Raw genomic sequence first — 26,569 nt, 5'->3', positions numbered from 1 at the left:
CGTCACAGGGCGCTATCAGACCTGAACGATAAGGATTACTTCTTATTGACAGGTGTCGGGAACGATGCGAGACGAATATTTCATAAAGGAGACAGGCATGACAACGAGTCAACGGACCCTCGAACAGGTCACGATGAGACGGGTAATGTGGCGCACCGTTCCGCTGTTGATCCTTTGCTACATCGCGTCCTATCTGGACCGGGTGAACATCAGCTACGCGGCGCTCACCATGAACCACCAGCTCGGTTTTTCGTCTTCCGTCTATGGGCTGGGCGCAGGGGTTTTCTTCCTGACGTACTTCCTCTTCGAAGTGCCGTCGAACATGATGTTGCACCGGCTGGGTGCGAGCCGATGGATTGCCCGCATCCTGCTTACCTGGGGCGTGCTGTCCGGCGCGATGGGATTCATTCCGCAGATCGCTCATCTCACGGGCCTCGGGCCGCAGACGGTGTTCTATGTCATCCGCCTGCTGCTGGGCGCGGCCGAAGCCGGGTTTTTCCCCGGCGTGATCTTTTATCTGACGCTCTGGTTTCCCGAGGCCTACCGGGCGCGCGTCGTCGGCTATTTCATGGCGGCGATGCCCGTGGCCGGCGTGGTGGGCGGCCCGCTGTGCGGCTGGATCCTCGGGCTGAACGGCGTGCCGGGCATGGCGGGGTGGCAGTGGCTGTTCGTCCTCGAAGCAGTGCCGGCCATCGTGCTCGGTTTCGTGGTCTTGTTCCGGCTGGCCGACCGGCCGGAGCGCGCCGCGTGGCTCGCGCCGGATCAGCTCGCGTGGCTGGTAGCCGAACTCGGGCGCGAGCAGCGCCAGGTTCAGCATCGCGCCCGGCACAGCGTCTGGCAGGCGATGACGAACCCGATGGTCATCGCGCTGAGTCTGATCTACTTCAGCATGACCTATTTGAATTACACGCTCGGCTTTTTTCTGCCGACGATCATCCACGACTTCGGGCTGTCCGACCAGAAGACCGGCCTGATGGCCACCATTCCGTCGGCGGTCGGCGCGGTATGCATGGCGTTCTGGGGATGGCATTCGGATCGCAAGGACGAACGCAAATGGCACCTTGCGTTCGCGCTCGCCGTCGGGTCGGTCTGCTATCTGGCGGCTTCGCTCATGCACACGCCGCTTGCCATCATCGTCTGTTTCTGCATCGCGGCGTTCGGCATCTACGGCGCCATGCCCGTTTTCTGGACGCTGCCGAGCACGTTTCTGTCGGGCGCCTCGGCGGCGGCGGGTATTGCCGTCATCAATGCGATCGCCAATCTTTCCGGGTTCACGGGCCCGTATCTGATGGGCTGGCTCAAGTCGGTGACGGGCGGCTACACGGCAGGGATGCTCGCGGCCGCGATTCTGGGCGGCATTGCCACGCTGACGGTCGCAGGCTTCGGCCGGCACCGGTTTCCGGTCGGGCAGCCGGCGATGCAGGACGGGCTAGGCAAGTAGCCACGGTCCATGCCTTCTCGCGGCAGGGTAGCGTTCGCATCGCCCGAAGGTGCGCTGGTCGACTAGACCGCAGCGATGCGCGGCGGCTTGAACTCTCTGGGGCATATCGATCATGCCGCGGCCATTGCGTCGAGGCGGTTGCCGAATCGTTCGTCACAAGCACGATCGGCCCATGATTGATGAGGCGGCTCGCGTATTTATTGGGTAGGCGTTACCTTTTTATGGACGCTTCTGCAGGCGCGGCCGGCAAATTCCCTCTCACGGAACCAGCCGCTGCTGCACGGGAGCGACGAAGCCCTTGTAATTGTCGTCGATGAACTTCGCCACTTTCGGACCCGTCAGGTAACCAACGAGCAGTTGAATTCGCGGGTCGTTCACGAGTTCTTTCCTCGTGGTCAGCACATTGGCGTACGGGTTGTCTTTCTTGTCTTCGAGCGACAGCGCTGTCGACGGATCGACGCCGTTGGTCAGCGCGATATCGCCGTTAATGAAGGACGCCTGGACGTCCGGCAGCGCCTTGGCGCGCAATTGCGTTTCCGTCGGGACGAGCTTGAAGTGCTTCGGGTTGGCCACGATGTTCTTCTCGTCGATGGCTACCGCCGCGGCCGAGCCGTCAGATTGGGGGTAGTTCAACTTGATGAGGCCGTCGTCCTGCAGAATGAACAGGGCGCGCGGCAAGTTGGTCTGCTCGTTCGGGACGAGGATCGACGCGCCGTCCGGGATGGCCTTGACGGAGCGGTATTTCGTCGAATACAGGCCGAAGACGTTGACCAGCACCGTCGCCACGTTCACGAGGTGCCCCTTCGCCTCGGGGTGCGCCGCGATCCAGGAGTTGAAGTAGGGGCGATGCTGGATGAAGTTGGCATCCACGTCGCCCTTGAAGAGCAACTCGTTCGAGTCGAGGCCCTGGCTGCTCTCGATCACCTTCAGTTTCAGTCCCGTGCCGTCCTGATCGGCAAGCTTCTGCACGTAACGAAGCACGTCGCCCTGCGGGGTAGGCGTCACGTAGACGCTGAGCGGTACGCTCGATACGGTCGCCGCATGACCGACGCCGACGGACAATCCGGCGAGGGCCACGCCGAGGGAAAAGGTCAGGGCGGCAAACAGGCTTTTTCTTTTGTCGCGGTCGGGTTCGTGGGACATGATGACGTTCTTCAACAGGGATGAGGGAAGGGTTCGATGCGGGAACGGGCGCGAATCGTCCGGACCCGGTTCGGACCCGGGGCGGCGACTATCTCTTGTGCTTTCTTAACCGGATCCAGACGTCGCCCGTGATCTGGATGACCTGGACGATGGCGATCATCGAGACCACGGCGATGACGATCAATTGCGTGAACCACCGCTGATAGCCGTAGGTGAGGGCGAAGTCGCCCACGCCGCCGGCGCCGATCGCGCCGGCGACGGCGGTGCCTTCCACCAGTCCGACGAGGATGATGGTGGCGGACCCGATGATTCCCGAGAGCGATTCGGGCAACAGGATCCGGAAAATGAACTGCGGGGTCGTCACGCCGATCACCCGGGCCGCTTCGACGCGGCCCTGGTCCAGCTCGCGCAAATTCCCCTCGATGAGGCGCGAGAAGAACGGCGTGAATCCGACCGTCAGCGGAAAGAGCGCCGCGACCGGACCGAGCGGCGTGCCGACGACCAGTCGGGTCGCCGGGATCAGGATGACGATCATGATGATGAACGGAATGGACCGGCCGACGTTCACGACGGTATTGACCGCGTGATAGACGACCGGATTGGGACGCCATGAATCAGGCGCGCTCAGATACAGGACGAGGCCCGTCGCGATCCCGAGCGTGATGACCAGCACGCCGGCGAGCGAGGTCATGTACAGGGTTTGGCCCAGCGCGACCCAGAAGTCGGGGAGGTATTGCGTCCAGTCTCTGATCATCAGGCCACCTTGCCGAGCACGATGCTCTTTTCCCGCAGAATCGACGACAGGGCCTCGCGGATCGACGGCGCCTTGCCGCAGAGATCGAAGTCGACCTTGAATCGCGCCGCGTCCGTTCCGCCGAGGCGTTCGATGCCGCCCGAGACGACGGAGGCGGTCACGTCGAGCCTTCTCGCCACCTCCGAAAAGAACGTGCTCTGCCGGGGAACGTCGGAGAGCAGCAGGTCGTAGCGGACCCAGCCGGTCTGCGGACCGTTGCCGAAGTCGGGCGCCGGCAGCAGTTGCCTTCCGAGGTAGGAATCGGCGTCGTGCAGCAGGTCGCGTACGTCTCCCGTTTCCACGGTGCGGCCGCCCTGAATCAGCGTCACGCAGTCGGCGGCATAACGCACGACCTGCCACGAATGGGTGATGAGGACGATGGTCAGGTCGAGCTGCTTCTTGAGCCCGAGAAGCAGGTCGAGGATGAGCGTGGTCGTTTCGGAGTCGAGCGCGCTCGTCGCCTCGTCGCAGAGCAGGACTTCGGCATCGGCGACCAGCGCTCTTGCGATGCCCACGCGCTGCTTTTGTCCGCCGGACAGTTGGGAGGGGTAGGCCTGCTCCTTGCCCTGCAGGCCGACGAGCTCGACCAGTTCGATCGCCTTCTTCCGGCGGATCGGCTTCGCGACGCCGCGCACGGCGAGCGGGAGTTCGATGTTCTCCAGAACGGTCTTGCCGTGAAATAGATTGAAGTGCTGGAAAACCGTGGCCACCTTGCTCAGGTAATGGCGTAAGGCCGGGCCTTTCAGTTCGTGCAGCGCGGTGTCGCGAAACCATATCGACCCGGCGGTCGGCTTTTCGAGCAGATTGAGCAGGCGCAGCAGGGTGCTCTTGCCGGCCCCGGACGTTCCGACGATGCCGTAAAAGGAACCGGACGGAATGCTCAGCGAAACGTCGTCGAGCGCGTGAAAGGTTTCGCCGGACCGGCTGAACGTCTTTGAGACATTCTCCAATCGAAAGACGTGGCTCATCTGCGGAAAAGTCTCGTTGCCTTGAGGCGTGGTCGGGGGCTGTTCATCCGGACGATCCGCGCGAGGGCGCGTGCCCGTGTACAGATGGCGGCGTCGGGAGCGAAGTCGCGCGCCGAAAACCGGCGGCGTTCAAGGACCCAGGGTCAGGCGACAATTGTTTTCTTTCGTTGCGCGGCGCTCAACGAATTAATTTTTATATTCATATCGCCAGTGGAGGAATCGCGGGTTCCCCGCGCACGCATGACCCGCGCTTACGGCTCCTGCCTGTTGCTTGCGCTTATTCCTTCGATTCACGCAGCGGCGCGAGCGCCTCGTCGATCACCGCCTGATCCTGGCTGCTCAACTCGTCGTGCGTCCGCTTGGTCGTTTTATAGAGCACGAGGCTGGGCGGCGGGTCGTCGTCGAGCCGCAGCACCTGGCAGCCGGTCTGTTCTGTCAGCCAGGCGATCATGAACTCGGGAACGAGCGCCCAGCGCCCGGGCCGGGTGAGCAGCGGGGCCAGCAGGTGATTCTTGTCCACGGAATCGGTCAGCTTGGACATGCTTCGCGTTTCGCGCCAATGGTCGATTTCGGCGGAATACGGCACGTACACTTCCTTGTCGACGTCGAGGTCCCGCCAGGAGGCCGGACCGCTCGCGGGCGAGGTTGCGGAAGGCCGGTACACGATGTGCACCGGATAGGAGGCGATCGGCTCCGAGCGCAGGTCGGCGTGGCTCGCGGCGACGAACGTGAAGGCCACGTGGAGATGCCCGGAGGCCACGCGATTATGCAGGCTCCAGTAGCGCCCGCTTTCGACGTGCAGCCGATACGCGGTCGAGTTGAGCGAAAGCCGCTCGATGAACGGCGGCAATAAATGCAGCGCGGCGACGTCGGCGGAGCCGATGGAGAGATAGCGGTCGGCCGTCGACTTCATCTGCATCACTTCGCGTTCGAGCAGTTTCCAGCGCTCGGCGATGTCGACGAAGCGTTCGCCCTCGGGCGTGAGCGTGACGCGCTTGGAGCCGCGCGAGCGCAGGATCAGGCTCTTGCCGAGGCGGCGCTCGAGACTTTGAATCCGGTAGGAGACGGTCGACTGCGTGGCGCACACGATGTCCGCGGCCTGCAACAGGCTGCCGCAACGCACGATGGCGAGGAACGTATTGATCTCTTCGCTATACAGCATTCGCGGCTCCCGCGGCGGTCATCGGGCGGCAGCCGCGAATCCTTGTGGTTTGAGACCGCCGCCCAATCGGTTGATCAAAACAGCGGCGAGCAGTTCGCGAGCCCGCGCCGATGCCAGAGCAGCGCGTCGGGCGGCGGCTCGTCGCTCACGATGGCTTCGGCGACCTGCCCGACGAAGATGGTATGCGAAAACCCGTCGTGCGCGGCGATCAGCCGGCAATCCAGCGCGATGCCGGCATCGACGAGCACGGGCGCGCCCGTCGTGAGCGGGTTCCAGCGCCCGGGCTCGAAGCGCGCTTCGCCCGCCATCGTCGAGAATCGCCTGACGAGTTCGGCGTGCCGGGTCGACAACGCATTGACCGCGAAGTGCCGGGCCGCAACGATCGGGTCGTGCGTCGACGCCGACTTGTTGATGCAGACGAGAAGGGTCGGCGGTTCGGCGGACACGCTGCAGACGGACGTGGCGACCATGCCGTAGCGGCGGCCGTCGACTTCCGTCGAGACGATCGTGACGGTCCCGGCGAAGCGCGACATCGCTTCCTGGAACAGCGCGGGCTGAACCGCGGCCGTGGGGGCGCAGGCGTTCATGACGGGTAGCTCAGCGGGCGCAAACCGAGATTGCCGCGCAGCGTGGCCGCTTCGTACTCGGTGCGGAAGAGTCCCCGGCGGCGCAGCTCCGGAAGGATGAACGCCGCGAGGTCGTCCATTCCGCCGGGCAGGATCGGCGGGCAGATGTTGAAGCCGTCGGCGGCGCCGTTCCGGAACCAGTGCTCCATGTCGTCGACGATGTCTTCCGCGGTGCCGACGAGGCTTCGCCCCGAATTCGCGGCCGTCATCTTCTTGTACAACTGGCGGATGGTCAGGTTCTCGCGTTGCGCGGCGGCGATGTTGTCGGCCGCGATGCCGCGCAGCGCCTGGCCGCCGATGTCCGGCACGGGCCCGTCGATGTCGTAGGCGGACAGGTCGCCGACAGTGCTGTAGATCGCCGAAAGCCCCGCCAGCGGGTCGATCAGCTCCTGCAATTGCTCGTACTTTTCCTGCGCCTCCTGACGCGTCCGGCCGACGTAGGGCGTCACGCCCGGCATGACGAGCAGCTCGTCGGGCTGCCGGCCGTGTTTCGCGAGACGCGACTTCATATCGTCGTAATAGGCGCGGGCGCTGTCGAAGTCGAGCATCATGTTGTAGACGACGTCGGCCGCTCTCGCGCCCAGCTCGCGTCCCGCTTCCGCGATCCCCGCCTGCACGATGAGCGGCCTGCCTTGCGGCGTGCGGGCCGAATTCAGCGGTCCTTCCACCTGGAAATGCTTGCCCTTGTGGTGCGGCGCGTGGAGCTTGCGCTCGTCGTAGAAGATGCCGCTGGCCTTGTCGCGGACGAACGCGTCGTCTTCCCAGCTCTCCCAGAGCTTGTTGACGACGTCGACGAACTCCTCCGCGCGCTCGTATCGCTCGTCGTATCCGAGATGTTCGTCCCGGCTGAAATTGCGGGCTTCCTGGGTCGACCACGACGTCACGACGTTCCAGCCGGCGCGGCCGCCGCTGATGTGGTCGATGGAGGCGAATTTCCGGGCGATGTGGAAGGGCTCGTTGTACGTCGTCGACGCCGTCGCCACGAGGCCGATGCGCGAGGTGCACGCGCCCAGCGCGGCCAGCAGCGTGAGCGGCTCCAGCTCGGCGTTCTTCATCGACCGCGCCAGCGCGCCCTTCGGAATGTCCGGCTCGCGCACGCCGACGCCGTCGGCGAAGAACAGCATGTCGATCTTTTCGGCCTCCGCCTTTTTCGCGACGTTCAGGAAATGATCGAACCGGATCGCGCCGTCGGCCGGCACGTCGGGATGACGCCACGCCGCGATGTGATAGCCGAGATAACGCATGGACAGGCCGAGCTTCATCTTTCTGGTGCTCATGGGGGCTCCCTACTGGTGACGCGCCAAGAATAAGTAGCGAGTAAATATGCGTCAAACGGGAAAAATGGGCAGCGTATATCGACGGCGTAGATATTCCCCGCCCGGACTGCGGCGGCGAACGGGGCTGGCCGGCCGTCGGCGTCGGACCGTCTCCCGCAGGTTGGACGTGGCGATCGCGCGTGCCGGCGGGCCGGCGCCCCGGCTTTTCCCGAGTCCGGCCGGTATATGGAGCGCGGCCGGAGCGCGGCCCGGGCCGGGGATGAATCCGCCCGGCGGCCGTCTTCGATGGCATTCCGAAGATATCGAATCGCTGGATACCGGATCAACGAAAAATCGCGTTGACGCGGTTTTTAGGCGTTCGTAGTCTCGACCCGCAATTACCCGTGCGCATTGGCTACGTAGAGAGGAGCGAGAGATAGATGGGGCACCCTGAGGTTTCACTGGACGATGCACCGGTCACGTGGTTTCACCGGAGGCTGGCCTTTCTCGCCGCGGGCGGGCCGTTCTGCGACGGCTACATTCTGGGCATCGTGGTGGTGGCGTTGCCGCTCATTACCAAAGACCTGCACCTGACGGCGTTGCAGAACGCCTTGTTCGGCGCCGCCGGGTTGCTCGGGATGTTTCTGGGCGGCGCGATCTTCGGGCCGATCACCGACCGGTTCGGCCGCCGGCCGATGTATATCCTGAATCTGGTCGTGTTCGTGGTGCTCTCGCTGGCCCACCTGGTCATCCATGACCTGACGCTGCTGATCGTCGTGCGGGTCGTCATGGGCATGGCGATCGGCGCGGACTATCCGATTGCGACGGCCCTCGTGGTGGAATTCCTGCCGCGCAAGCTGCGGGGGCCCACGCTGTCGAGCCTGACGCTCATGTTCTGGCTCGGCTATATCGTCAGCATGTGCGTCGGCCCCTTCGTGGCGGACGCAAGGAGCGAGGCGTGGCGCTACGTGCTCGCGAGCGCCGCCATTCCGTCCGCGATATTCCTCTTCATGCGGCTCGACATCCCGGAATCGCCGAGATGGTTGCTGTCGGCGGGCCGCGTCGACGAGGCCCGCCGGATCGTGCTGAAGCATCTGGGGCCGCACGTCGATTTCGCGCAATTGCAGGGCGAAACGCCGGACAGCTCCGGCCGCAAGGGACTCGGCTTCTCCAGCATCCGCGATCTTTTCAGGGCGGGCTATGGCCCGACGCTGTTCTTCTGCTCGATGTTCTGGCTGTGCCAGGTCGCGCCGTCGTTCGCGATCAAGACGTTCCAGCCGCTCCTTCTTCAGGCGATCGGGGTCCGGCAGGTTTTCTGGGGCACCCTGGCGATCACGTCGTTCGCCATCATCGGAACGGCGCTCGGGATGGCGTTCGTCAATCGCGTCGGTCGGCGCTGGTTGCTGATCGGCTCGTACGTCGGCTCGACCGCTGCGCTCCTGATTCTCGCGACGCCGCTCGCCGGGGTCGCCGCGTTGGCGGTGGCGATGTTCATCCTGTTCACGGTCTCCGAGGCGGTCGGCTCGTCGCTCCAGTTCGTCTACCCGAACGAACTGTTTCCCACGCACGTTCGCGCGACGGGCATGGGGCTGGCCATCGCGGCGAGCCGGATCGGCGCCGCCGCCGGAACGTTCGCGCTGCCGCTGACGCTGTCCTCGTTCGGCGAGACGGGCGGCATGCTGACGGCGACGGGGATCAGCGCCGTGGGGCTGCTCGTCAGCCTCGTGATGGCGCCGGAGACGCGGGAACGCGGGTTGGCCGGCACGCAGGCGCTGACCGGGCAGACGGAAACCGCGTCGTATCGGGACAGCAAGGTTTGAACGCTTCAGTCGTTGCATGGGTGGGCCGAAGCGCTTCGCCCGTGCGATAACGCCAGTCGATTTCCCCGCGTAATTTCAGCCTCGTGCCGGGGCCGTGTCGATACGGTCCCGGACATCTTCTGCACTGCATCCCCGAAGGCCCATCTGTTGTCCGTCGCCCATGCGCGGCGCGTCGCCCGTCATTGGGCGGGATGCACGTCCTTCCCGAGTCCTGACTGCCCTCGATCCGGGGGTATCCAATCCATCCGGTTTCGCGCGTTCGCTCTGGACCTTGCCTGGCCCATGCCGGCAGGCCGCCGGCGCGGACGGGTTGCCCCGAATCTCCAGCCCCGGTCGTGCCTTCGCCGGACGAGCGACCGATTGTTCGAAAGGACTTGACCTGATATTTTGTATCCAGGATATTGTGTTCACTATGGAGGTGCGGGACTACCGTGGGCGGGCGGTTGGCGAGCCCCGGCGGGCCGGGCGGTAAGGGCCTTTGCAGTCGAGGACCTCGTAGAGGAATTGACATCAACCAGCCAGCGCTTTCCCGGTTAGCGCGGCTTTTCCAGAGGCATTCCATGTCACTTGTCGCTGCCCGGCTAGAACGGCTACCGTTCAGCCGCTTTCACATCAAACTGCTGTTCATGGGCGGCCTCGGCTTCGTGTTCGAGGCAATCGACGTCGCCATCATCGCCTTCATCCTGCCGGTCGTGCGCACGAAGTGGCATCTGACCAGCTTCGAAACGGGTCTGCTCGGCAGCAGCACCTACGTGGGTTTTCTCGTCGGCGCGCTGTTTGCCGGGCTGCTGGGCGACCGCTTCGGCCGTCGCGTCGTGATGATGTGGGCGCTGACGTTCTTCTGCGTGCTTACCCTGGTCAGCGCGTTCGTGGACAACTGGCACATGTTTGCCGTCCTGCGGGCCGTGGCCGGCATCGGCATGGGGGCCGAAGGCGCGATCATCGCGCCGTTTCTCGTCGAGTTCGTCAGCAATCGCTATCGCGGGTCGTTCACGGGCGCGCTCGCGGGGTTCTTTTCGTTCGGGTTCGTGGCCGCGGCATTGATCGGCTATTTCATGATTCCGGCGGCACCGGACGGCTGGCGCTATGCCCTCGTCGTCGTCTCGATCCCGGTGACCGTGCTGCTGTGGTGGCGTCGCTCGCTTCACGAATCGCCGCGCTGGCTCGAAATGCGGGGCCGTCAGGCCGAAGCGGATGCCGTCGTCGACGAGATCGAGCGGCAGATCGAGCGCACGGGCGTGGTGCTGCCCCCGGTTCCCAGGGTCGAGGGCGCCGGGCTGGCGCTGCAACCGCGAAACTCGTTCTTCGGCAATCTGAAGGCGCTGTGGCAGCCGCCGCTGGCGAGGACCACGCTGATGACCTGGTGTCTGTGGCTGTCCGTGACCTTCTGCTCCTACGCCTTCTTCGTCTGGATTCCGGGGCTGCTCGTGCAGCACGGCATGACCGTCACGAAGAGTTTTTCGGTTTCGATCCTGATCTATCTGGCGCAGATTCCCGGCTATTACTCGGCGGCCTTCTTCTGCGAGCGAGTGGGGCGCAAGGCGACGATCGTGGGCTACATGGCGCTGACCTGCCTGTCCGGCATCTGGCTGGCGAGCGCCGGCAGCGACTTCGCCATCGTGCTGGCTTCGATCGCGATGTCGTTCTCGATGAACGGCGTGAATGCCGGCGAGTACGCGTATACGCCGGAAGTATTCCCGACGCATCTGCGTGCGACGGGGATGGGCACGGCGTCCGCATTCGGCCGCATCGGCGCGATCTGTTCGCCGATGCTCGTCGGCTACGTGTATCCGATATGGGGCTTTGCCGGCGTGTTCGGCATGACCACGGTGATACTGGTCGTCGGCGCGCTCGCGGTCGTCGTTCTCGGCGTGTCTACTGCCGGCAAGACCCTCGAGGAGATTACCGCCGACGAATACGGCAGCACGGGTTCGGGCGATTCCGCGTTGAAGCGGGTGTAAGCGGTTCGCAGGCGAGGCGTGGGGCTCATGGCGGCGATTTCGGTGCGGGTTCGATAACCGGGTTGACAGGCCTTTCGAAGTACGGCACCATGAGCTCATTAATGTATATTGGATACAAAATACCGTACCCACCAAAAGCAGCCGGTGCGAAATTCGATGCGGGAGGCGGTGAACGGACCGGCCTTCGCGCCGCAATCGCCGGCCGGCTGCGGCAAGGTTGACTGGACGGCAGCCGGTCTCGGGATCGACTCCGTCGAATGCGTCCGAGTTCTTCACAGATGGCGGAGACCGGTAGGCAACAGGGTGTGCGCCCACCGTCGAAATACTTTTGGCAGAAATGACAGAGCAAACTCAGTACCCGCGCGCTACGCCCGACGTCGTCGTCGTCGGGGCCGGCATTGTCGGTCTGGCCTGTGCGTGGGCGGCGTTGCGCGACGGCGCTAGCGTGACGCTCGTCGATCGCGATTTCGAAGGCGACCGGACCTCGCATGGGAACGCGGGAGGCATTGCCGTCACGGAGAGCACGCCTATTTCCGTGCACGGCCTCTACTGGAAAGCCATCAGGTGGCTGTGCGATCCGCTCGGGCCGCTGGCGCTGAGCTGGCGACATGTGCCGGCCGCGCTGCCGTGGTTCCTGGCGTTCCGGCGCGCGGGCGAACGGGCGCGCTTTCGCGAGATATCGCAGGCGCTCGCGAATCTGAACGGCCGGGTCTACGACGACATCGTGCCGATGTTCGAGGACGTCGGTTTCATGGATCGGTTTTACCGGCGCGGCGCGCTGACGGTCTACGAGACGGATGCCGCGTTCCGGGCCGACCAGCAGGAATGGGACTTCAAGCGCGAGCTCGGCGTGCGCTGGCGCACGATGAGCTCGCAGGACGTGCGCGATTGCGAGCCTTCGCTCGCGCCGGTGTTCCGTCACGGCGTGTTTCTCGAGGACTGGGCGCACATCGGCGATCCGAAGTTGCTCGTGACGCGGCTGCGTACCCGCGTGCAGCAGCTCGGGGCGAAGTGCGTCGCGGGCGTCGCGCGCGCGCTCGATCCGTCCGACGCGCTCCGGCCCGCCGTGCTGCTCGAGAACGGGGAGCGCGTGAAGGGCCGGCGCATCGTCGTGGCCACGGGCGCCTGGTCGGCGCAACTCGCGCGCTCCGTCGGCGACCGCGTTCTGCTCGACAGCGAGCGCGGCTACAACACGACGTTGCCGGCGCATGGCGTGAGCCTTTCGCGCGAGGTGATCTTCGCCGAGCGCAAGTTCGTCGCCACGCCGCTCGACGTCGGCGTGCGGATCGGCGGGGCGGCAGAGTTCGCCGGGCTCAAGGCGCCACCCAACTATAAACGCAGCGACGCACTGCTCGCATTGGGCAGGAAATTCCTGCCCGGCATCGACGATTCCGGCGCGGTGAAATGGATGGGCCATCGGCCGGCGACGCCCGATTCGTTGCCGGTCATCGGCCGCTCGCCCAATGCGTCGTCGGTCGTCTACGCGTTCGGGCACGGACACCTCGGTCTCACGCAGTGCGCGACGACGGGCGCGCTCGTCGCCGATCTGCTGGCGAACCGGACGCCGGGGATCGACCTGACGCCGTACGCGATCGACCGTTTCAGCTAATGGCGAGGCCTCATAACCTCAATTTGTCGGGCGGGTTTGTCCGCCCCTGTTACTACTCTTGAAGAGGTATTGCTATGAAAGTCGACTGGAAAGGTGTGTTTCCCGCTGTCACGACCAAACTCAAGGACGACGGCTCGCTCGACCAGGATGCGATCCGGCACGGTCTGAACCGTCTCATCGACAACGGCGTGCGCGGCGTGGTGATGATGGGCATGGTCGGCGAGAACGCCCAGCTCACGCCCGAGGAAAAGCGCACGGTGCTGCGGATCGCCGTCGAGACCGTGGCCGGCCGCATTCCCGTCATCTCGGGTCTCGCCGAAACGAACACGGGCAGCGCGGTCCAGTTCGCGAAGGATGCCGAAGCGATCGGCGTGCAGGGCCTGATGGTGTTCCCGGGGCTCACCTACAAGTCGGACGTTCGCGAGACCCTCGCGTTCTACCGTACCGTCGCCCGCGCGTCGAAGCTCGCGATCCTCGTCTACAACAACCCGCGCGGCTACGGCGTCGACCTGACGCCCGACGTGATGGCCGAGCTGCTCGAAGAGCCGACTATCGAGGCGATCAAGGAAGAGTCCTACGACACGACGCGCGTCACGGACCTGACTTCGCGCTTCGGGTCGCGTCTCGCGGTCGTCTGCGGCGTGGACGACCTCGTGCTCGAATCCGTGGCGCTCGGCGCGCAGGCCTGGGTGTCCGGCATGGCGAACGCGGTGCCGAAGGAGTCGGTCGATCTGCTGAACCTTGCCGTGAGCGGCGATTTCGCGAAGGCGCGCGAACTGTACCGCGCGCTGATCGACCTGTTCCACCTCGACACGCACGTCAAGCTGGTCCAGTACATCAAGCTCGCGGAAAACATCACGGCTGGCTATCCGGAGAACGTGAAGGCCCCGCGCCTGAAGCTCGAAGGTGAAGAGCGCCAGAAGGTGATCGCCATCGTCGAAAAGGCGCTGGCCAACGTGCGGAATCTGTCGAAGTAAGCGCCGCGAGCACGACCGCCAGGGGCGGGCGACAATAGCGTCCGTATGCCACCCGGAAATGAAGCATCCTGACGGAGCAGGGAAAGATGAGATCGACGTTTTTCTGCATTGACGGCCATACCTGCGGCAACCCGGTGCGCGTCGTCGCCGGCGGGGCGCCGCCGCTGGCGGGCGCCGACATGATCGAGCGGCGGGCCCATTTCGAGCGCGAGTTCGACTGGATCCGCACGTCGCTGATGTTCGAGCCGCGCGGGCACGAGGTGATGTCCGGCAGCATCCTGTATCCTCCGACGCGCCCGGATTGCGACGCAGCGATCCTGTTCATCGAGGTCAGCGGCTGCCTGCCGATGTGCGGGCACGGCACGATCGGCACCGTGACGTCCGCGATCGAGCATGGCCTCGTGCGTCCGGGGGAGCCGGGCGTACTGCGTCTGGATACGCCCGCGGGCCTCGTGGTCGCCACTTACCGGATGGACGGCGACCACGTCGATTCCGTGAAGCTCGTGAACGTGCCGTCGTTTCTGCATTCGGTCGACCTTTGCGTGGAAGTCGAAGGGCTCGGAGAAATCCGCTTCGACGTCGCCTACGGTGGCAACTTCTACGCGATCGTCGAGCCGCAGCGCAACTACGGCGGCCTCCCTGCGCTCAAGCCCTCGGACATCCAGCGCCTGAGCCCCGTGTTGCGGCAGAAGGCCAACGAGAAGTACGCGTTCGTGCATCCGGAAAAGCCCGGGATCAGCGGGCTCAGCCACGTCATGTGGACGGGCGAGCCGACGGTCGGGGGCGCGAACGCGCGCAACGCGGTGTTCTACGGCGACAAGGCGATCGACCGCTCGCCGTGCGGCACGGGCACGTCGGCCCGCATGGCCCAGCTCGTCGCGAAGGGGCGGCTGAAGGTCGGCGAGCGCTTCGTTCACGAAAGCATCATCGGCACGCTTTTCACGGGCGTGCCCGAAGAAGCGACGAAGGTCGGCGGGTTCGAGGCCATCGTGCCGAGCATCGAAGGCTGGGCCCGGGTAACCGGGCACAACACGATTTTCGTCGACGACCGCGATCCGCTCGCCCGAGGTTTCCTGCTGAAGTGAGCGCGGCCGCGGTACGGCGGCATGGCAATACGAATGGCGTGCAGATTCATAGGGAAGAACTGAAATGCTGATACTGAAGAATGCGCGGGTCCTCGACGTGAACCGCGAGCACGACGTCGCGCCGTATTCCGTGGTGATCGACGGAGAAACGATCCGGGAGGTCACGCGCGAGCCGGTGTCCTGCGAAGGCGCCGAGGTGATCGACCTGGGCGGCAAGACCGTCATGCCGGGTCTGGTCGATTGTCATGCGCACGTCGTCGCGTCGGTTGCCCATCTCGGCAACAACGGGCGACTGCCCAACACGTTCGCCGTCCTGCGCGCCGTGCCCATTCTGGAGGCGATGCTCAATCGCGGCTTCACCACGGTGCGCGACGCGGGCGGTGCGGACTATGCGCTCGCGAGGGCGATCGAGGAGGGGGTGATCCGCGGGCCGCGTCTCTTCGTGGCGGGCAAGGCGCTTTCGCAGACGGGCGGGCACGGCGACTTCCGCGAGCGTTTCGACCACTCCGATCCGGACCCCTGCGGATGCAACCGCAGCTTCGGCGCGATCGGGCGCATCGTGGACGGCGTCGACGAGGTACGCAAGGCGGTGCGCGAGGAAATGCGCGCCGGCGCCCATCACATCAAGATCATGGCGTCGGGCGGTGTCGCGTCGCCGACGGACCCGATCGGCAATCTTCAGTTTTCCGTGGACGAGGTGAAGGCGATCGTCGAGGAAGCGGCTTCGCATCAGACCTACGTGATGGCTCACGCGTATACGGGAAAGGCGATCGCGCGCGCCGTCAGGCTCGGCGTGCGGACGATCGAGCACGGCAACCTCGTCGACGACGAGGCCGCGGCGGCCATGGCTGAGCACGGCGCATTCGCGGTGCCGACGCTCGTGACCTACGACGCCATGAGCAAGGTCGGCGCGAAATCGGGCATCGCCGAAAGCACGCTGGCGAAGAACGAGAACGTTCGCCTTCAGGGGCTGAAGGCGCTGGAGCGGCTCAAGCGGCACGGCGTGAGAATGGGGCTCGGCACCGACCTGCTCGGCGACATGCACCAGTACCAGAGCGACGAGCTGACGATTCGCGCGGACGTGCTCGGCGCGTTCGAAACGCTTTGCCAGGCGACGGCCGTGGGCGCAGAGATCGTCGGCATGCAGGGCCGTCTCGGCGTCGTGGCGGCGGGTGCGTTCGCCGACCTGCTGATCGTCGACGGCGATCCGCTCAAGGACATCTCGCTGCTGGCCGGCCAGGGCGAGCACATCGCCGGCATCCTGAAAAATGGCGGCTGGGTACGTCGATCGCTGTAATAAGGCCGATTTCTGGATTTTGGATCCTATAGCCGGCCCGTGATATGCTGTCGCCGGTATCCAGAATTCTGATCAGACCATCATGCCCCGGGTAGCAACGAAGCGTCATGCCGTAGCGGCTTCCGCAACGAACGAGACCATGGACGTGGAAAGCACGCGAAAGATCGTCCGGCCCACGACCGTCGAACTGGTTACGACCGAAATCCGGCAGCGTATCCTGAGCGGCGATCTGGCTCCGGGCGAAGTGCTGCGCCAGGAGGCGCTCGCGGACGAGCTGGGCGTGAGCCGGGTGCCGATCCGCGAGGCCATCACGCGCCTGACCGCCGAGGGGCTGCTCACGAACGTGCCTCACAAGGGGGCGTACGTTGCGGAGCTTTCGATCGACGAGGTCAGGGAAACGTTCGATATCCGTCTGCGCCTGGAACCGTGGATCTTTTCCGAGGCGATCGCGCGCGTTACCGAAGCGGAGATCGCCCGGGCAGAGCGCCTCGTGAAGGAGATGGACAAGGCGGATTCGGGTCTGTGGGGGCAGTTGAACTGGCGTTTTCACGAAACGCTCTATCTGCCCGCGCAGCGCGATATCACGTTGCAGATGCTGCGCGTATTGCACGACCGCTGCGATCGCTATTTCCGCTTCCAGGTCGTCAAGGTGCCGATCCGGGAGCAGTCGCACGACGAGCACATGGGGCTCGTCACCGCTTGCCAGAAGCGCGACGCCAAACTCGGCGCGAAGCTGCTCGAACAGCACGTCAAGACGGCCGCCCAGCAGATCATGGCCGTGGTCGAAGCGGTCGTGCCGCGATAGACGCGTCGTGGTTGTGCGCCGTCCCGCGTCCGCGGGTTCAGCGCCGGCCGATACGGTTTCGCACCTGGTCGAGCGCCGCGCCGTACGCCTCGAAGACGCCCCGCTCGTCAAGCTCCCGCGTAAACTGCTCATTCAATCCGCCAACGGTCGAGAACTCCCGCGATAGCTCGGCAAAGCCGCTGTCGCGATGTTGCGCGATCGCCCCGAGTCCCCGAAAAAGTTCGCCAAGATAGCTGCGCGCCTGCGGGCCGGCAACGCCGTGGTCGTCGAGCCACGTGCCTACCGCGTCGAGCGTGGCGAAGAACGGACCCATCAACGCGGTCGCCGTCAGAAGGGTGTCGAAGGTGGCTTCGTCCGTGACCTCGATGGCCTGGCCCAGCGGCCGGAACAGGTGCGCGGCGATTTCGTCGGGCGGGTAGATGATGGTCGGGCCGGCATGCTGCGCGACCATCGGAAGCGGGGCGAGACGCGCGATGCGCGACACGTGGGGCATGGTGGCGGACAGCCGCTGCAGGTTCCAGGTCGCGATGAAGCTGAGGATGCGGTGCCCGGCGGAGAAACGAAGCGCGCCCAGCACCTCTTCGGCGATCTGCGGGCGCACGCACAGGCAGACCACGTCGCAGCGATCGACGACATCCTGGTTGTCCCGTCCGACATGCACGAACGCGTGCGCCTGAGCGAGTCGCGCCGAGACCTCCGCGTTGCGGGGGCTAACCCATATCTCCGGCGGCAGCCCGGGCGCCGTCGCGATGCCGGATACGACCGCTTCCGTGATGGTCCCGGTGCCGATAAATCCAATACGTTTGATCATGAGGATAAGGTCCATTGCCGACAGGGCCGCGAGATCACCGTCGCGGCTTTTGCGCATTATCGCCGGCTACAAAATATTTCATTACATGGCGGCGTGTGCCGCCGGCCCGTCTTCCGTCCGCCGCGGCACTTCGTCAGCATGCCTGACTCATCTTCCTGCCGATGGACTTCGCGATAGAGACCGTCAATCCGCGCGATAGCCAGGCCTGAAACATCGCGCGTCGCAATCGCGGGTTTTCGACCTCGCCTCCGATCTGTCGCGGCAAGCACGAAGATTCACGGAATCGCTTGACCAAGTATATTGGATACAGGATATTGTGGCCGATTCTAGGCGCGGCCGCGGTTTCGTTTCGATCGATGGTCGGCTCCATTCGTACGGCAGACGTGCACCGAAACTGGGCGTGTCGTCGGAGCGGTTGCCGGCCATGGCGCCGACGAGCGGGGAATCGGATGCCTGCACCCGGATGAAGTCGATTGTGTAGGTAGTAGTACGTATGGTTTTGTCAATGAAGTTCCGGTCGGGCGAGGTCTCGACGGGGAGCGGGCGCGGCGGGCGTCGGGCGCACGGGAAGGGCGCGCCGGCGGCCACGGGCGGACGGGCAGCCGGAATCCGCCGTTCGATGCGCCCGTCATCCCCGCGGAGCCTGACGTCCCGGACATCCTGGCGCGCGGTCGCGTCGTCCGCACTGCCCGATCGCATTGGCCGCGCTCGCGGGCGCGGCGTTTTTAATTAACCTGGAGTATCGAGAAAATGAAGAAAGTTCTTCCGGTGGCTGCCCTGATCAGCGTCTGCTCCATGTCGGCGCAGGCGCAGAGCAGCGTGACGTTGTACGGCCTCATCGACAACGGCATCACCTACACGAGCAATCAGGGCGGCCACAGCACCTGGCAGGAAACCAGCGGCAACATCAACGGCAGCCGCTGGGGGCTGCGCGGCGCGGAAGACCTGGGCGGCGGCCTGAAGGCGATCTTCACGCTGGAAAGCGGCTACAACATGAACAGCGGCACGCTCGGCCAGAACGGCCGGATGTTCGGGCGGCAGGCCTTCGTCGGCCTCTCGTCGGCCTCGTACGGCGGGTTCACGCTCGGCCGCCAATACGACAGCGTGGTGGATTACCTCGCGCCGCTGTCGCTGACGGGCACGTCGATCGGCGGCACGTACTTCGCCCACCCGTTCGATAACGACAATCTCGACAATTCGCTGCGGATCAACAACTCGATCAAATATACGAGCGTCAACTACGGCGGCCTCAAGTTCGGCGCGTTGTACGGGTTCTCGAATTCGACGAGCTTCGAGAACAACCGGGCCTACAGCTTCGGCACCTCGTATACGTACGGCGGCCTGAGCGTTGCGGCCGGCTACCTGCAATTCAACAACGACATGAGCGACCTCGCCCTGAGCGCCACGGGCTCGGGCGCGGAAACGGGCACCTACACGTTCGCGGCCGGCGTGCAGCGGACGTTCGGCGCGGGCGTCAACTACACGGTCGGTCCGGTGATCGCCGGCTTCGTCTACACGCAGACGGATCTCGGCGACGCGGCCGGGGGCAGCGTGTCGCCGGGCCAGTCCGGCACGGCATCGGGTCTCGTCATCCACGGGGACAGCGCGCGCCTGCAGAACTTCGAAGGCAATCTCCGCTACTCGCTGACGCCGGAGATCACGCTGGCGGGCGCCTATACCTACACGCGGTCGAACTTCGGCGGCGGGGTGAGCCCGGACTTCAACCAGGTCAGCATGTATGCCGACTACGCGTTCAGCAAGCGGACCGACCTGTTCCTGCTGGGCGAATATCAGCACGTGAGCAGCAACCCGGAGATCACGGCCTATCTGAACGCGCTGAGCGCCGCGTCGGCGACGCGCAGCCAGGTCGCCGTCACGGCGGGGATCCGGCATCGGTTCTGACGGGTGCCCGGTCCGTCGGCCGACCCGCCTCGCGCACGGCGCGCGTGCGGCGGGTCACGCGTGCCGGCGGCCGCGTTGCGGCTTTTGCCGCTCGCGGTCTGCGGCAGCCGGGGCTATGATGTGGCCGACAACGTGACGAGGGGAACAGGATGCTGCAGCTAGGCGAGCGCGACACCGCGATGTTGCACGGCGCGTTCGGCGAGGGCGTGGCGCGGGCCATGCGCATCGTCGCTCGCACGGCCCACGTCATGTCCGCTCCGCATCTGATCGACATCGAATCCGCCCACATCGACGGGTGCCTGTATCACGGGCAGACCAGTCTGGATTTCGTCGAATTCTTCGTCCGGACGGAGGCGCGGGTGGCGGTGCCGACCACGCTGAACGTCGGCTCGCTCGACCTGATCCATCCCGACCTGTTCAGGGGCGACGGGAAGATCCGGTCGGACGCGCAGCGCTTGATGGACGCGCATCTCGAACTGGGCTGCGAATCGAGCTTCACGTGCGCGCCGTATCAACTGAAGAACCGGCCGAAGCGGGGCGAGCAGATCGCGTGGGCCGAGTCCAACGCGATCGTGTTCGCCAATTCGGTGCTCGGGGCGAGGACCAGCCGTTACGGCGATTTTCTCGACCTCGCCGCCGCCATCACAGGCCGGGCGCCGTACGCGGGGCTGCACGTGGAAGCCAATCGCGCCGGCCGGATACTGTTTGACGTCGCGGATTTTTCCGGCCTGGCGTCCCGCGACATCTATTTCGCGGCGCTCGGCTTCCTGATCGGCAAGATCGCCGGCGCGATCGTGCCGGTCATCGCGGGCCTGCCGGCGGACACGACCGAGGACGAACTGAAGGCGCTTGGCGCAGCCGCCGCGTCCAGCGGGGCCGTCGCGCTGTTTCACGCGGTCGGCATCACGCCCGAGGCGCCCACGCTCGAAGCCGCATTTCATGGGCAGGCGCCGCAGCGCACGCACGCGGTCGGCCTGTCCGACCTCGACGACATCCGCCGCACGCTGAACCACGCTTGCGACGGCGACGATCTCGTCGCGGTGTCGCTCGGGACGCCGCATTTCTCGGTGGCCGAGTTCGGCAAGCTCGAGGCGCTGCTCGATCGCTTCGAGGGCAGACCGAAGTCGGACTTCTACGTGAACACGAGCCGCTTTATCCTGTGGCAGCTCGAAGAGCTCGGCATCGCGGGCCGGCTCGAACAACGCGGCATTCAGATCGTCGTCGACACGTGCACCTACATCACCCCCGTCATGAAGAACCTGTCCGGGATCGTCATGACCAACTCCGGCAAGTGGGCGTCCTACGCACCGGCCAATATCGGCGTGACGGTCGCCTACGGCAGCATGAGCGAGTGCGTCCGCTCCGCGTTCGAAGGAAAGGTGCGTTTCGATGGCTGATAAGTCCGCATCGATTCAGACGGGTTCCCGCACCGTTCCCGGCAGCGTTCTGACGGGCGACGTTCTCGTTCCGGGAAACGCGTGCGCCGAAACGATCGCGCTCGACAAGCCGCTGAGTTTTTGGGGCGGCTACGACTCGACGGCGGGCAGGATCGTCGACCGCACGCATCCGCAGTTCGGGCAGAGCCTCGCCGGAAAAATCATGGTGATGGAGCAGGCCAAGGGCTCGAGCTCGAGCAGCAGCGTGCTCGCGGAAGCCATTCGCAACGGCACCGGACCCGTCGGCATCGTGCTCCGGGAGCGGGACCTCATCGTTTCCATCGGGGCGATCGTTGCGGTCGAGCTTTATGGCATCGACGTGCCGGTCGTGTGCGTCGACGAGGCCGGCTTCGAGGCCATGGCAACGGCGTCCGGTCCGGTGCGGATCGAGGCCGCGGAAGACGGCGCGACGCTCTACCTGGATATCGCGCCGGGTTAAGTCAATGCCGGGTTAGCGCCGCTCGTCCCGCGTCGCCCGCTTCGGTCTCAATGCGCGTACGACGGCCGCGCCGGATTCGCGAAGCGCCCGATCGAAAACGCGTCGAGCGGCAACGACGCGCGGCCGTCGAGCACGAGTTCGGACACGAGCTTGCCGCAACCGGGCCCGAGCTGGAAGCCGCTGCCGCAATAACCGAACGAGTAGGTGAGGTGTGCCGCGCGCTCGCTCGGCGAGATCACGGGCAGCCCGTCGTCGGTGAACGCCTCGACGCCGGCCCAGGCGCGGTTGATCCCGAGTTCGCGCAGATGCGGGAACAGGTCCGTCACCGTGCGCGCGCTGCGCACGAGCCGCGCGAAATCGACTTCGCCGTGGCGGCCCGGCAGGTCCGCGATGCCGATCAGCTTGCCGCCGATCACCACGGTGCCGTTGTCGAACTGCTTGAAAGACAGCGGCCGGCCTGTCGCGCCGAGCGTCGCCCGGCAGAACGGCGCGACCCGGTGCGTGACCATCAGCATCAGCCCTTCCGGGTGGACCGGCACGGACTCGCCGACCTGTTCGGCGAGCTGCCCCGCCCAGGCGCCGGCCGTCACGACGAGATGCGGCGCGGCGAAGGTTCCGCGCGGCGTGTCGACCTGCCAGCGCGTGCCGTGCTGCCCGATGCGCCGCGCCGGCGTGCCCTCGTGAAAGACCGCGCCGAGCGCGCTGGCCGCGCGGCGGAACGCGAACGTCGTCCGGTACGGCAGCGCGTAGCCGTCGCGCTCGACCCGGATTCCGCCCGTCACGTGCGGCGCGAGCGCGGGCTCCAGTTCGAGCAGCGTCCGGCGGTCGATGATCTGCTCGTGCGTGAAGCCGTGCGATTCCAGCTCGGCGACGCGCGCGCGGCATGCGTCGAGTTCGGCGTCGGTCTCGGCGATCTTGATCTGTCCGGCCGGCACGAAACCGCCATCGTCGCCGATCGTCGCCGCGAGGTCGTGCCAGATTTCGCGCGACATCAGCGCGAGCGGAATTTCGGGCAGCGGCCGCCCGAGCGTGCGCACGCCGCCTGCGTTGACGCCCGACGAATGGCGCGCGACGTAGTCGGCTTCGAGCACGATCACGCGCACGCCGCGGCGCGCGAGATGAAACGCGGTGCTGGAGCCGTGCAGTCCGCCGCCGATCACGAGCACGTCGGCGCCCACGTCGTCCGCGCGGTTCGTGTTACTCACCACTGGCGAGCTCCCCGAGCGTGAGCGGCTTGATCGGCGGCCGGACCCGGTAGTAGCCGACCTCGGCCGGGCTGACGCCGCGCGCCTGCGCGATGGTTTCGGTGACGGTGAGGCCGCACAGGCGCCCCTGGCAGGGGCCCATGCCGCAGCGGCTGAACGACTTCGCCTGGTTCGGGCCGAGGCAGCCGAGCGCCACGATGCGCCGCACTTCGCCGGCGCTCACTTCCTCGCAGCGGCATACGGTGACGCTGTCCTCGCGCGGAACGCGGTTTTCCTCGCGCGCCCGGTAGAGGCTGTCGAGGAACGGCCGGATGCGCAGCGCGTCGGCGAGGCGCCGACGCAACGGCGCGGCGGCGCGATCGCGCGCGGCAGCGTCGAGCGTGCCCAGTTGCGCGGCCACCGCGAGCGCGCTCAGTTCGCCGGCGAGCGCCGCGACCTGCGCGCCGCCGATGCCGGCGCCGTCGCCGGCAACGAAGAGGCCCTCGACGTCGAGTTCGCCCCATTCGTCGGTCGCCGGCACGAAGCACAACTGCGCGTCGTCCCAGCGATGTGAGGCGCGCACGGCCCAACTGAACTGCGTGTTCGGCACGACGCCCTGGTGCAGCAGAAACAGGTTCGCGTTGATGCTTTGCGGCACGCCGCGCACCGAGAAGCGCAGCGTCTGCGCGCGCGGCGTGCCGTCCTCGCCGGGCACGCCTTCGATGCGCAGGTCGTCCGCCGCCTCGTGGATCGGCACGCCGGCCGCGCGCAGCGTGCGGATCATGCGCAGCCCCTTCGAGAGCATCGGCCACGCGCGCAACGCGTCGATCAGATGCCGCTTCGCGCGCCAGCGGTCCTCGCTGCGCGTCGTGTCGACGACGGCGCGCACCTTGACGCCGGCCTGCACGTACTGCCACGCGAGCAGGTACAGCAGCGGGCCGCAGCCGACCAGCACGGGCGGCTCGGCCGGCACTTCGCCCGCGCCCTTGAGCAGAATCTGCGCGGCGCCGGCCGTCATCACGCCGGGCAGCGTCCAGCCCGGAATCGGGAACGGCCGCTCGAGCGCGCCGGTCGCGAGCACGACGCGCCGCGCCGCGAAGCTGCCGACCTTGCCGTCCTGCAGGTAATGCACCGAGCGTTCGCGCGTGACCTGCCAGACCGACGCGTTCGGCACGTGGCGCGCGCCGGAGCGCGCGAACGCCGCCGCGAGGTCCGCGCCGGCCGCGTAGTCGGGGCCGAGCACGGCGCGGCGGCGCGCGCCGCTGCGCTCGATCGCGCGATAGATCTGCCCGCCCACGGCGTCCTGCTCGTCGAGCAGCACGACCGACAGGCCCGTGGCGGCCGCGCGCGTCGCCGCCGCGAGGCCCGCGGGTCCGGCGCCGATCACGGCGAGGTCGACCGGTTCAGCGTGCATCGTCTTTTCCTCCTTCGTTGCGGGCCGTGCCGGATGCCTGCGGCGGCGGCAGGTCGCGCGCGCCTTCCTGCGAGCGGATGCGCATGCCGTCGCGCACGGCGACGAGGCAGCTCTGGCGACCCGGCACGCCGTCGATCTCGACGAGGCACTCGAAGCACGCGCCCATCATGCAGTACGGCGCGCGCGCTTCGCCGCTGACCGGGGTCGAGCGGAAGCGGCGCACGCCGGCGGCGAACAGCGCCGCCGCGACGGAGCGTCCGTCGGGCACGTCGAGCGGCGCGTCGTTGAACCAGATACGCACGGGGGCGCCGGCCGCGTCGGGCTCCAGCAGGGTGAAAAGCGGTTTGGCGGTCATGGTCGGAACCTGGCGGAATTCGGCAAACGGGAACGGGACAGGGCTCGCGCGGCAGCGCGCGCCGGACGGAATCGCGCGGCGGGCGTCTCGCCCGGCACTTCATTCGGCGCGATCGCGCAGCAGCAGCCGGCTCGCGTCATGAGTGGCTCGCGGCGCCTGCCGCGTCGGCGGTAAAACGTGCCCCGGAAAACGCGGCGACGTCCTCGGGCGGCAGCCCGCCCGCGATCCACGGCGCCACGCGCAGCGCATGCGCGGCGGCCAGCGTCACGCCGCTGTGGCAGGTCACGACGAACGCGCCCGGATGGCGCGCGGACTCGTCGTAGATCGGCAGGCCGTCCGGGCTGTAGACGCGCAGCGCGGCCCACATCCGCACGAGCCGCACCTGCGCGAGCTGCGGAAACGCGCGCACGCCGCGCCGCGCGATGGCCGAGAGCACGTCGGTCGTCGTCTGGTCGTTGAAGCCGACGTCTTCGAGCGAGTCGCCGAACTGCACGGTGCCTTCGTCGGTCTGCCGGACGTTGTGGGTCGGATAGTCGAGGAACGGCGCGACGCGCTCGCTCACGAGCACCTGGCCGCGGTTGGGCGCGACCGGCGCGTGCAGGCCCACCTGCGGCGCCAGCGAGCGGTTGCCGAGCCCGGCCGCGAGCACGATGCGCGGCGCGCGGAACGTGCGGCTGCGTCCGTGCGCGACGAAGCCGCCGGCCTCGGGCGCGATGCGCGCGATCTGCTCGCCGTTGATCAGCGCGACGCCGCGCGCGCGCATGGCGGTATGCAGCGCGCGCAGCAGCTTGAGCGGGTTCACGTGGCCGTCCATCGGCGAATAGCTGGCGCCGACGACTTCGGGGCCGAGCGCCGGAATCCGCTCGTGGACCTCGCGCGCGTCGAGCATCCGGAACGGATAGTCGCCGCCGAGTGCCTCGCGCAGCGTCGCAAGCTGGCGCTCGCGCGCGGCGAGCTCGTCGTCGGAAAAGCAGAAGTAGAAACCGCCCGGCTGCCTGAGCGCGACGTCGATGCCCGTCTCGTTCGCGAGCGCGGCGGCGAGCGTAGGCCAGCGTTCGGCCGAGCCGCGCGACCAGCGCGCGTACGGCGTGAGCTTGAGGCCCTTGCCCTGCACCCAGACCAGCCCGAAATTGCCGCGCGACGCGCGCAGCGCGTTGTCGTCGCCGTCCACCACGGTCACGCGCCGGCCCTGCGTCGCGAGCCCGTAGGCGAGCGCGGAGCCGACGAGGCCGCCGCCGATCACCAGCACGTCGGGCGTGCCCGACGCTTCGTTCGTCATCGTGTTTCTCCGATCAATACGCGGTCGAGCCCGACGAGCCGGTCGAGCACGAGCATCAGCACGACGGTGCAGACGATCAGCACGGTCGAGACCGACGCGACGAGCGGGTCGATGGTCTGCGCGATCGCGTTGTACAGCGCGACGGGCAGCGTGCTCGAGCCGGGCGTGGCGATGAACAGCGTCATCGTCAGTTCGTCGAAGCTCTGGATGAACGCGAGCACCCAGCCGCCGACGACGCCCGTGCGGATCATCGGCAGCACGACGCGGTAGAACGCGGTGAAGCGGTTTGCGCCGCACGAGAGCGCCGCGCGCTGCGCGTCGCGGTCGAGCCCAGCGGTGGAGGCCAGCGTGAGCCGCAGCGCGTAGGGCAGCACGATCACCACGTGGGCCGCGCAGAGTGCGGCGAACGAGCCGCCGAGCCCGAGCAGGCTCTGGAAGCGCAGGAACGCGATGCCGAGCACGACGGCCGGAATCATCATCGGCGAGAGGAAGAAGCCCGTCAGCGCGCCGCGTCCCGGGAAGCGGTAGCGCGAGAGCGCGAGCGCGGCCGGCACCGCGAGCGCGACGCCCACGGTCGCCGCGACGAGCGCGAGCCGCACCGAGAGCCAGATCGCGTCGAGCATGTCCGAGTCGTCGAGAATCGCGCGGAACCAGCGCAGCGACGCGCCGTCGAACGGCATCGACAGATAGCCCTTCGCCGTGAACGACACGAGGATCACGACGACGAGCGGCGCCATCATGAAGACGAGGAAGAGCGCGTTGAACGCGAGCCCCCAGAATCCGTTGCGTTTCATCGTGCTGACGGT

At 66.6% G+C, this 26,569-nt stretch carries 23 protein-coding genes; 11 read left to right on the top strand and 12 right to left on the bottom strand.

The window, feature by feature from the left end; all coding sequences use genetic code 11:
- Positions 1 to 97 precede the first annotated feature (97 nt).
- Complete coding sequence (locus CY652_RS07700; protein WP_180970461.1) at positions 98 to 1,441, top strand: MFS transporter; 1,344 nt, start codon at positions 98 to 100, stop codon at positions 1,439 to 1,441.
- 258 nt (positions 1,442 to 1,699) lie between these two features.
- Here CY652_RS07700 and CY652_RS07695 read toward each other — a convergent pair whose 3' ends face one another.
- The 6 genes from CY652_RS07695 to CY652_RS07670 form a co-directional block, all read right to left on the bottom strand.
- Positions 1,700 to 2,584 carry a MetQ/NlpA family ABC transporter substrate-binding protein gene (locus CY652_RS07695; protein ID WP_146010039.1) on the bottom strand — a complete coding sequence of 295 codons (885 nt, stop codon included), beginning with the start codon at positions 2,582 to 2,584 and terminating at the stop codon, positions 1,700 to 1,702.
- Positions 2,585 to 2,672: 88 nt separating this feature from the next.
- A complete protein-coding gene (locus CY652_RS07690) occupies positions 2,673 to 3,338 on the bottom strand; it encodes a methionine ABC transporter permease (RefSeq protein WP_102130106.1) in 666 nt (221 codons plus the stop codon).
- Entirely contained in the window at positions 3,338 to 4,327 is a 990-nt protein-coding gene (locus CY652_RS07685) for a methionine ABC transporter ATP-binding protein (protein ID WP_180970459.1), read from the bottom strand. The genes CY652_RS07690 and CY652_RS07685 overlap by 1 nt, the downstream gene beginning before the upstream one ends.
- A gap of 295 nt (positions 4,328 to 4,622) precedes the next feature.
- Entirely contained in the window at positions 4,623 to 5,507 is an 885-nt protein-coding gene (locus tag CY652_RS07680) for a LysR family transcriptional regulator (protein ID WP_102130104.1), read from the bottom strand.
- A 74-nt stretch (positions 5,508 to 5,581) separates the two neighbouring features.
- Entirely contained in the window at positions 5,582 to 6,094 is a 513-nt protein-coding gene (locus CY652_RS07675; RefSeq protein ID WP_102130103.1) for a flavin reductase family protein, read from the bottom strand.
- Complete coding sequence (locus tag CY652_RS07670; protein WP_102130102.1) at positions 6,091 to 7,410, bottom strand: LLM class flavin-dependent oxidoreductase; 1,320 nt, start codon at positions 7,408 to 7,410, stop codon at positions 6,091 to 6,093. Before CY652_RS07670 ends, CY652_RS07675 begins: the two co-directional genes overlap by 4 nt.
- Positions 7,411 to 7,829: 419 nt before the next feature.
- Here CY652_RS07670 and CY652_RS07665 point away from each other — a divergent pair, with 419 nt between their 5' ends.
- The 7 genes from CY652_RS07665 (at position 7,830) to CY652_RS07635 (ending at position 16,943) form a co-directional block, all read left to right on the top strand.
- On the top strand, positions 7,830 to 9,209 hold the full coding sequence (locus CY652_RS07665) for an MFS transporter (RefSeq protein WP_102130101.1): 1,380 nt from the start codon (positions 7,830 to 7,832) through the stop codon (positions 9,207 to 9,209).
- A 560-nt stretch (positions 9,210 to 9,769) separates the two neighbouring features.
- Positions 9,770 to 11,170: an MFS transporter gene (locus CY652_RS07660; protein WP_102130100.1), complete on the top strand. Its 1,401-nt coding sequence runs from the start codon at positions 9,770 to 9,772 to the stop codon at positions 11,168 to 11,170.
- A gap of 337 nt (positions 11,171 to 11,507) precedes the next feature.
- Positions 11,508 to 12,779, top strand: a complete 1,272-nt coding sequence (locus CY652_RS07655) for an NAD(P)/FAD-dependent oxidoreductase (RefSeq protein ID WP_102130099.1) — start codon at positions 11,508 to 11,510, stop codon at positions 12,777 to 12,779.
- Between the two features lie 74 nt (positions 12,780 to 12,853).
- Positions 12,854 to 13,756 carry a dihydrodipicolinate synthase family protein gene (locus CY652_RS07650; RefSeq protein ID WP_102130098.1) on the top strand — a complete coding sequence of 301 codons (903 nt, stop codon included), beginning with the start codon at positions 12,854 to 12,856 and terminating at the stop codon, positions 13,754 to 13,756.
- An 86-nt stretch (positions 13,757 to 13,842) separates the two neighbouring features.
- Positions 13,843 to 14,841: a 4-hydroxyproline epimerase gene (locus CY652_RS07645; RefSeq protein WP_102130097.1), complete on the top strand. Its 999-nt coding sequence runs from the start codon at positions 13,843 to 13,845 to the stop codon at positions 14,839 to 14,841.
- 64 nt (positions 14,842 to 14,905) lie between these two features.
- Entirely contained in the window at positions 14,906 to 16,138 is a 1,233-nt protein-coding gene (locus tag CY652_RS07640) for a metal-dependent hydrolase family protein (protein ID WP_102130096.1), read from the top strand.
- A 139-nt stretch (positions 16,139 to 16,277) separates the two neighbouring features.
- The gene (locus tag CY652_RS07635) at positions 16,278 to 16,943 is read left to right on the top strand and encodes a GntR family transcriptional regulator (protein ID WP_102130095.1); all 666 of its coding nucleotides are present in this window, start codon (positions 16,278 to 16,280) and stop codon (positions 16,941 to 16,943) included.
- A gap of 37 nt (positions 16,944 to 16,980) precedes the next feature.
- Here CY652_RS07635 and CY652_RS07630 read toward each other — a convergent pair whose 3' ends face one another.
- Positions 16,981 to 17,754, bottom strand: a complete 774-nt coding sequence (locus tag CY652_RS07630; protein WP_258002224.1) for a pyrroline-5-carboxylate reductase — start codon at positions 17,752 to 17,754, stop codon at positions 16,981 to 16,983.
- 750 nt (positions 17,755 to 18,504) lie between these two features.
- Here CY652_RS07630 and CY652_RS07625 point away from each other — a divergent pair.
- From CY652_RS07625 to CY652_RS07615, 3 genes are all read left to right on the top strand, one after another.
- Entirely contained in the window at positions 18,505 to 19,656 is a 1,152-nt protein-coding gene (locus CY652_RS07625; RefSeq protein ID WP_102130094.1) for a porin, read from the top strand.
- Between the two features lie 149 nt (positions 19,657 to 19,805).
- Complete coding sequence (locus CY652_RS07620) at positions 19,806 to 21,053, top strand: aconitase X (protein WP_102130093.1); 1,248 nt, start codon at positions 19,806 to 19,808, stop codon at positions 21,051 to 21,053.
- On the top strand, positions 21,046 to 21,531 hold the full coding sequence (locus CY652_RS07615; protein WP_102130092.1) for an aconitase X swivel domain-containing protein: 486 nt from the start codon (positions 21,046 to 21,048) through the stop codon (positions 21,529 to 21,531). Before CY652_RS07620 ends, CY652_RS07615 begins: the two co-directional genes overlap by 8 nt.
- 47 nt (positions 21,532 to 21,578) lie before the next feature.
- Here the strand turns inward: CY652_RS07615 and CY652_RS07610 are convergent, their stop codons facing one another.
- The 5 genes from CY652_RS07610 to CY652_RS07590 all read right to left on the bottom strand — a co-directional run bounded on the left by CY652_RS07610 (position 21,579) and on the right by CY652_RS07590 (position 26,557).
- A complete protein-coding gene (locus CY652_RS07610; protein ID WP_180970457.1) occupies positions 21,579 to 22,736 on the bottom strand; it encodes an NAD(P)/FAD-dependent oxidoreductase in 1,158 nt (385 codons plus the stop codon).
- Positions 22,729 to 24,129, bottom strand: coding sequence for an FAD/NAD(P)-dependent oxidoreductase (locus CY652_RS07605; protein ID WP_102130091.1), 1,401 nt, complete (start codon positions 24,127 to 24,129; stop codon positions 22,729 to 22,731). Before CY652_RS07605 ends, CY652_RS07610 begins: the two co-directional genes overlap by 8 nt.
- Positions 24,119 to 24,484 carry a (2Fe-2S)-binding protein gene (locus CY652_RS07600; RefSeq protein WP_102130090.1) on the bottom strand — a complete coding sequence of 122 codons (366 nt, stop codon included), beginning with the start codon at positions 24,482 to 24,484 and terminating at the stop codon, positions 24,119 to 24,121. The genes CY652_RS07605 and CY652_RS07600 overlap by 11 nt, the downstream gene beginning before the upstream one ends.
- A gap of 136 nt (positions 24,485 to 24,620) precedes the next feature.
- Entirely contained in the window at positions 24,621 to 25,763 is a 1,143-nt protein-coding gene (locus tag CY652_RS07595) for an NAD(P)/FAD-dependent oxidoreductase (protein WP_102130089.1), read from the bottom strand.
- Positions 25,760 to 26,557: an ABC transporter permease gene (locus tag CY652_RS07590; protein WP_102130088.1), complete on the bottom strand. Its 798-nt coding sequence runs from the start codon at positions 26,555 to 26,557 to the stop codon at positions 25,760 to 25,762. The genes CY652_RS07595 and CY652_RS07590 overlap by 4 nt, the downstream gene beginning before the upstream one ends.
- Positions 26,558 to 26,569 lie beyond the last annotated feature (12 nt).

It is taken from the genome of Burkholderia sp. WAC0059 (genome assembly GCF_002870125.1).
GTDB lineage: Bacteria > Pseudomonadota > Gammaproteobacteria > Burkholderiales > Burkholderiaceae > Paraburkholderia.
This window is presented reverse-complemented; position numbering and strand designations above follow the sequence as displayed.

Bases quoted from the DNA above. Each gene is read 5' to 3' on its own strand.
- CY652_RS07650 (WP_102130098.1), top strand. From the start codon at position 12,854: ATGAAAGTCGACTGGAAAGGTGTGTTTCCCGCTGTCACGACCAAACTC.
- CY652_RS07680 (WP_102130104.1), bottom strand. From the start codon at position 5,507: ATGCTGTATAGCGAAGAGATCAATACGTTCCTCGCCATCGTGCGTTGC.
- CY652_RS07635 (WP_102130095.1), top strand. From the start codon at position 16,278: ATGGACGTGGAAAGCACGCGAAAGATCGTCCGGCCCACGACCGTCGAA.
- CY652_RS07695 (WP_146010039.1), bottom strand. From the start codon at position 2,584: ATGTCCCACGAACCCGACCGCGACAAAAGAAAAAGCCTGTTTGCCGCC.
- CY652_RS07645 (WP_102130097.1), top strand. From the start codon at position 13,843: ATGAGATCGACGTTTTTCTGCATTGACGGCCATACCTGCGGCAACCCG.
- CY652_RS07675 (WP_102130103.1), bottom strand. From the start codon at position 6,094: ATGAACGCCTGCGCCCCCACGGCCGCGGTTCAGCCCGCGCTGTTCCAG.
- CY652_RS07690 (WP_102130106.1), bottom strand. From the start codon at position 3,338: ATGATCAGAGACTGGACGCAATACCTCCCCGACTTCTGGGTCGCGCTG.
- CY652_RS07615 (WP_102130092.1), top strand. From the start codon at position 21,046: ATGGCTGATAAGTCCGCATCGATTCAGACGGGTTCCCGCACCGTTCCC.
- CY652_RS07625 (WP_102130094.1), top strand. From the start codon at position 18,505: ATGAAGAAAGTTCTTCCGGTGGCTGCCCTGATCAGCGTCTGCTCCATG.
- CY652_RS07640 (WP_102130096.1), top strand. From the start codon at position 14,906: ATGCTGATACTGAAGAATGCGCGGGTCCTCGACGTGAACCGCGAGCAC.
- CY652_RS07630 (WP_258002224.1), bottom strand. From the start codon at position 17,754: ATGATCAAACGTATTGGATTTATCGGCACCGGGACCATCACGGAAGCG.
- CY652_RS07590 (WP_102130088.1), bottom strand. From the start codon at position 26,557: ATGAAACGCAACGGATTCTGGGGGCTCGCGTTCAACGCGCTCTTCCTC.
- CY652_RS07600 (WP_102130090.1), bottom strand. From the start codon at position 24,484: ATGACCGCCAAACCGCTTTTCACCCTGCTGGAGCCCGACGCGGCCGGC.
- CY652_RS07670 (WP_102130102.1), bottom strand. From the start codon at position 7,410: ATGAGCACCAGAAAGATGAAGCTCGGCCTGTCCATGCGTTATCTCGGC.
- CY652_RS07665 (WP_102130101.1), top strand. From the start codon at position 7,830: ATGGGGCACCCTGAGGTTTCACTGGACGATGCACCGGTCACGTGGTTT.
- CY652_RS07605 (WP_102130091.1), bottom strand. From the start codon at position 24,129: ATGCACGCTGAACCGGTCGACCTCGCCGTGATCGGCGCCGGACCCGCG.
- CY652_RS07660 (WP_102130100.1), top strand. From the start codon at position 9,770: ATGTCACTTGTCGCTGCCCGGCTAGAACGGCTACCGTTCAGCCGCTTT.
- CY652_RS07655 (WP_102130099.1), top strand. From the start codon at position 11,508: ATGACAGAGCAAACTCAGTACCCGCGCGCTACGCCCGACGTCGTCGTC.
- CY652_RS07620 (WP_102130093.1), top strand. From the start codon at position 19,806: ATGCTGCAGCTAGGCGAGCGCGACACCGCGATGTTGCACGGCGCGTTC.
- CY652_RS07700 (WP_180970461.1), top strand. From the start codon at position 98: ATGACAACGAGTCAACGGACCCTCGAACAGGTCACGATGAGACGGGTA.
- CY652_RS07595 (WP_102130089.1), bottom strand. From the start codon at position 25,763: ATGACGAACGAAGCGTCGGGCACGCCCGACGTGCTGGTGATCGGCGGC.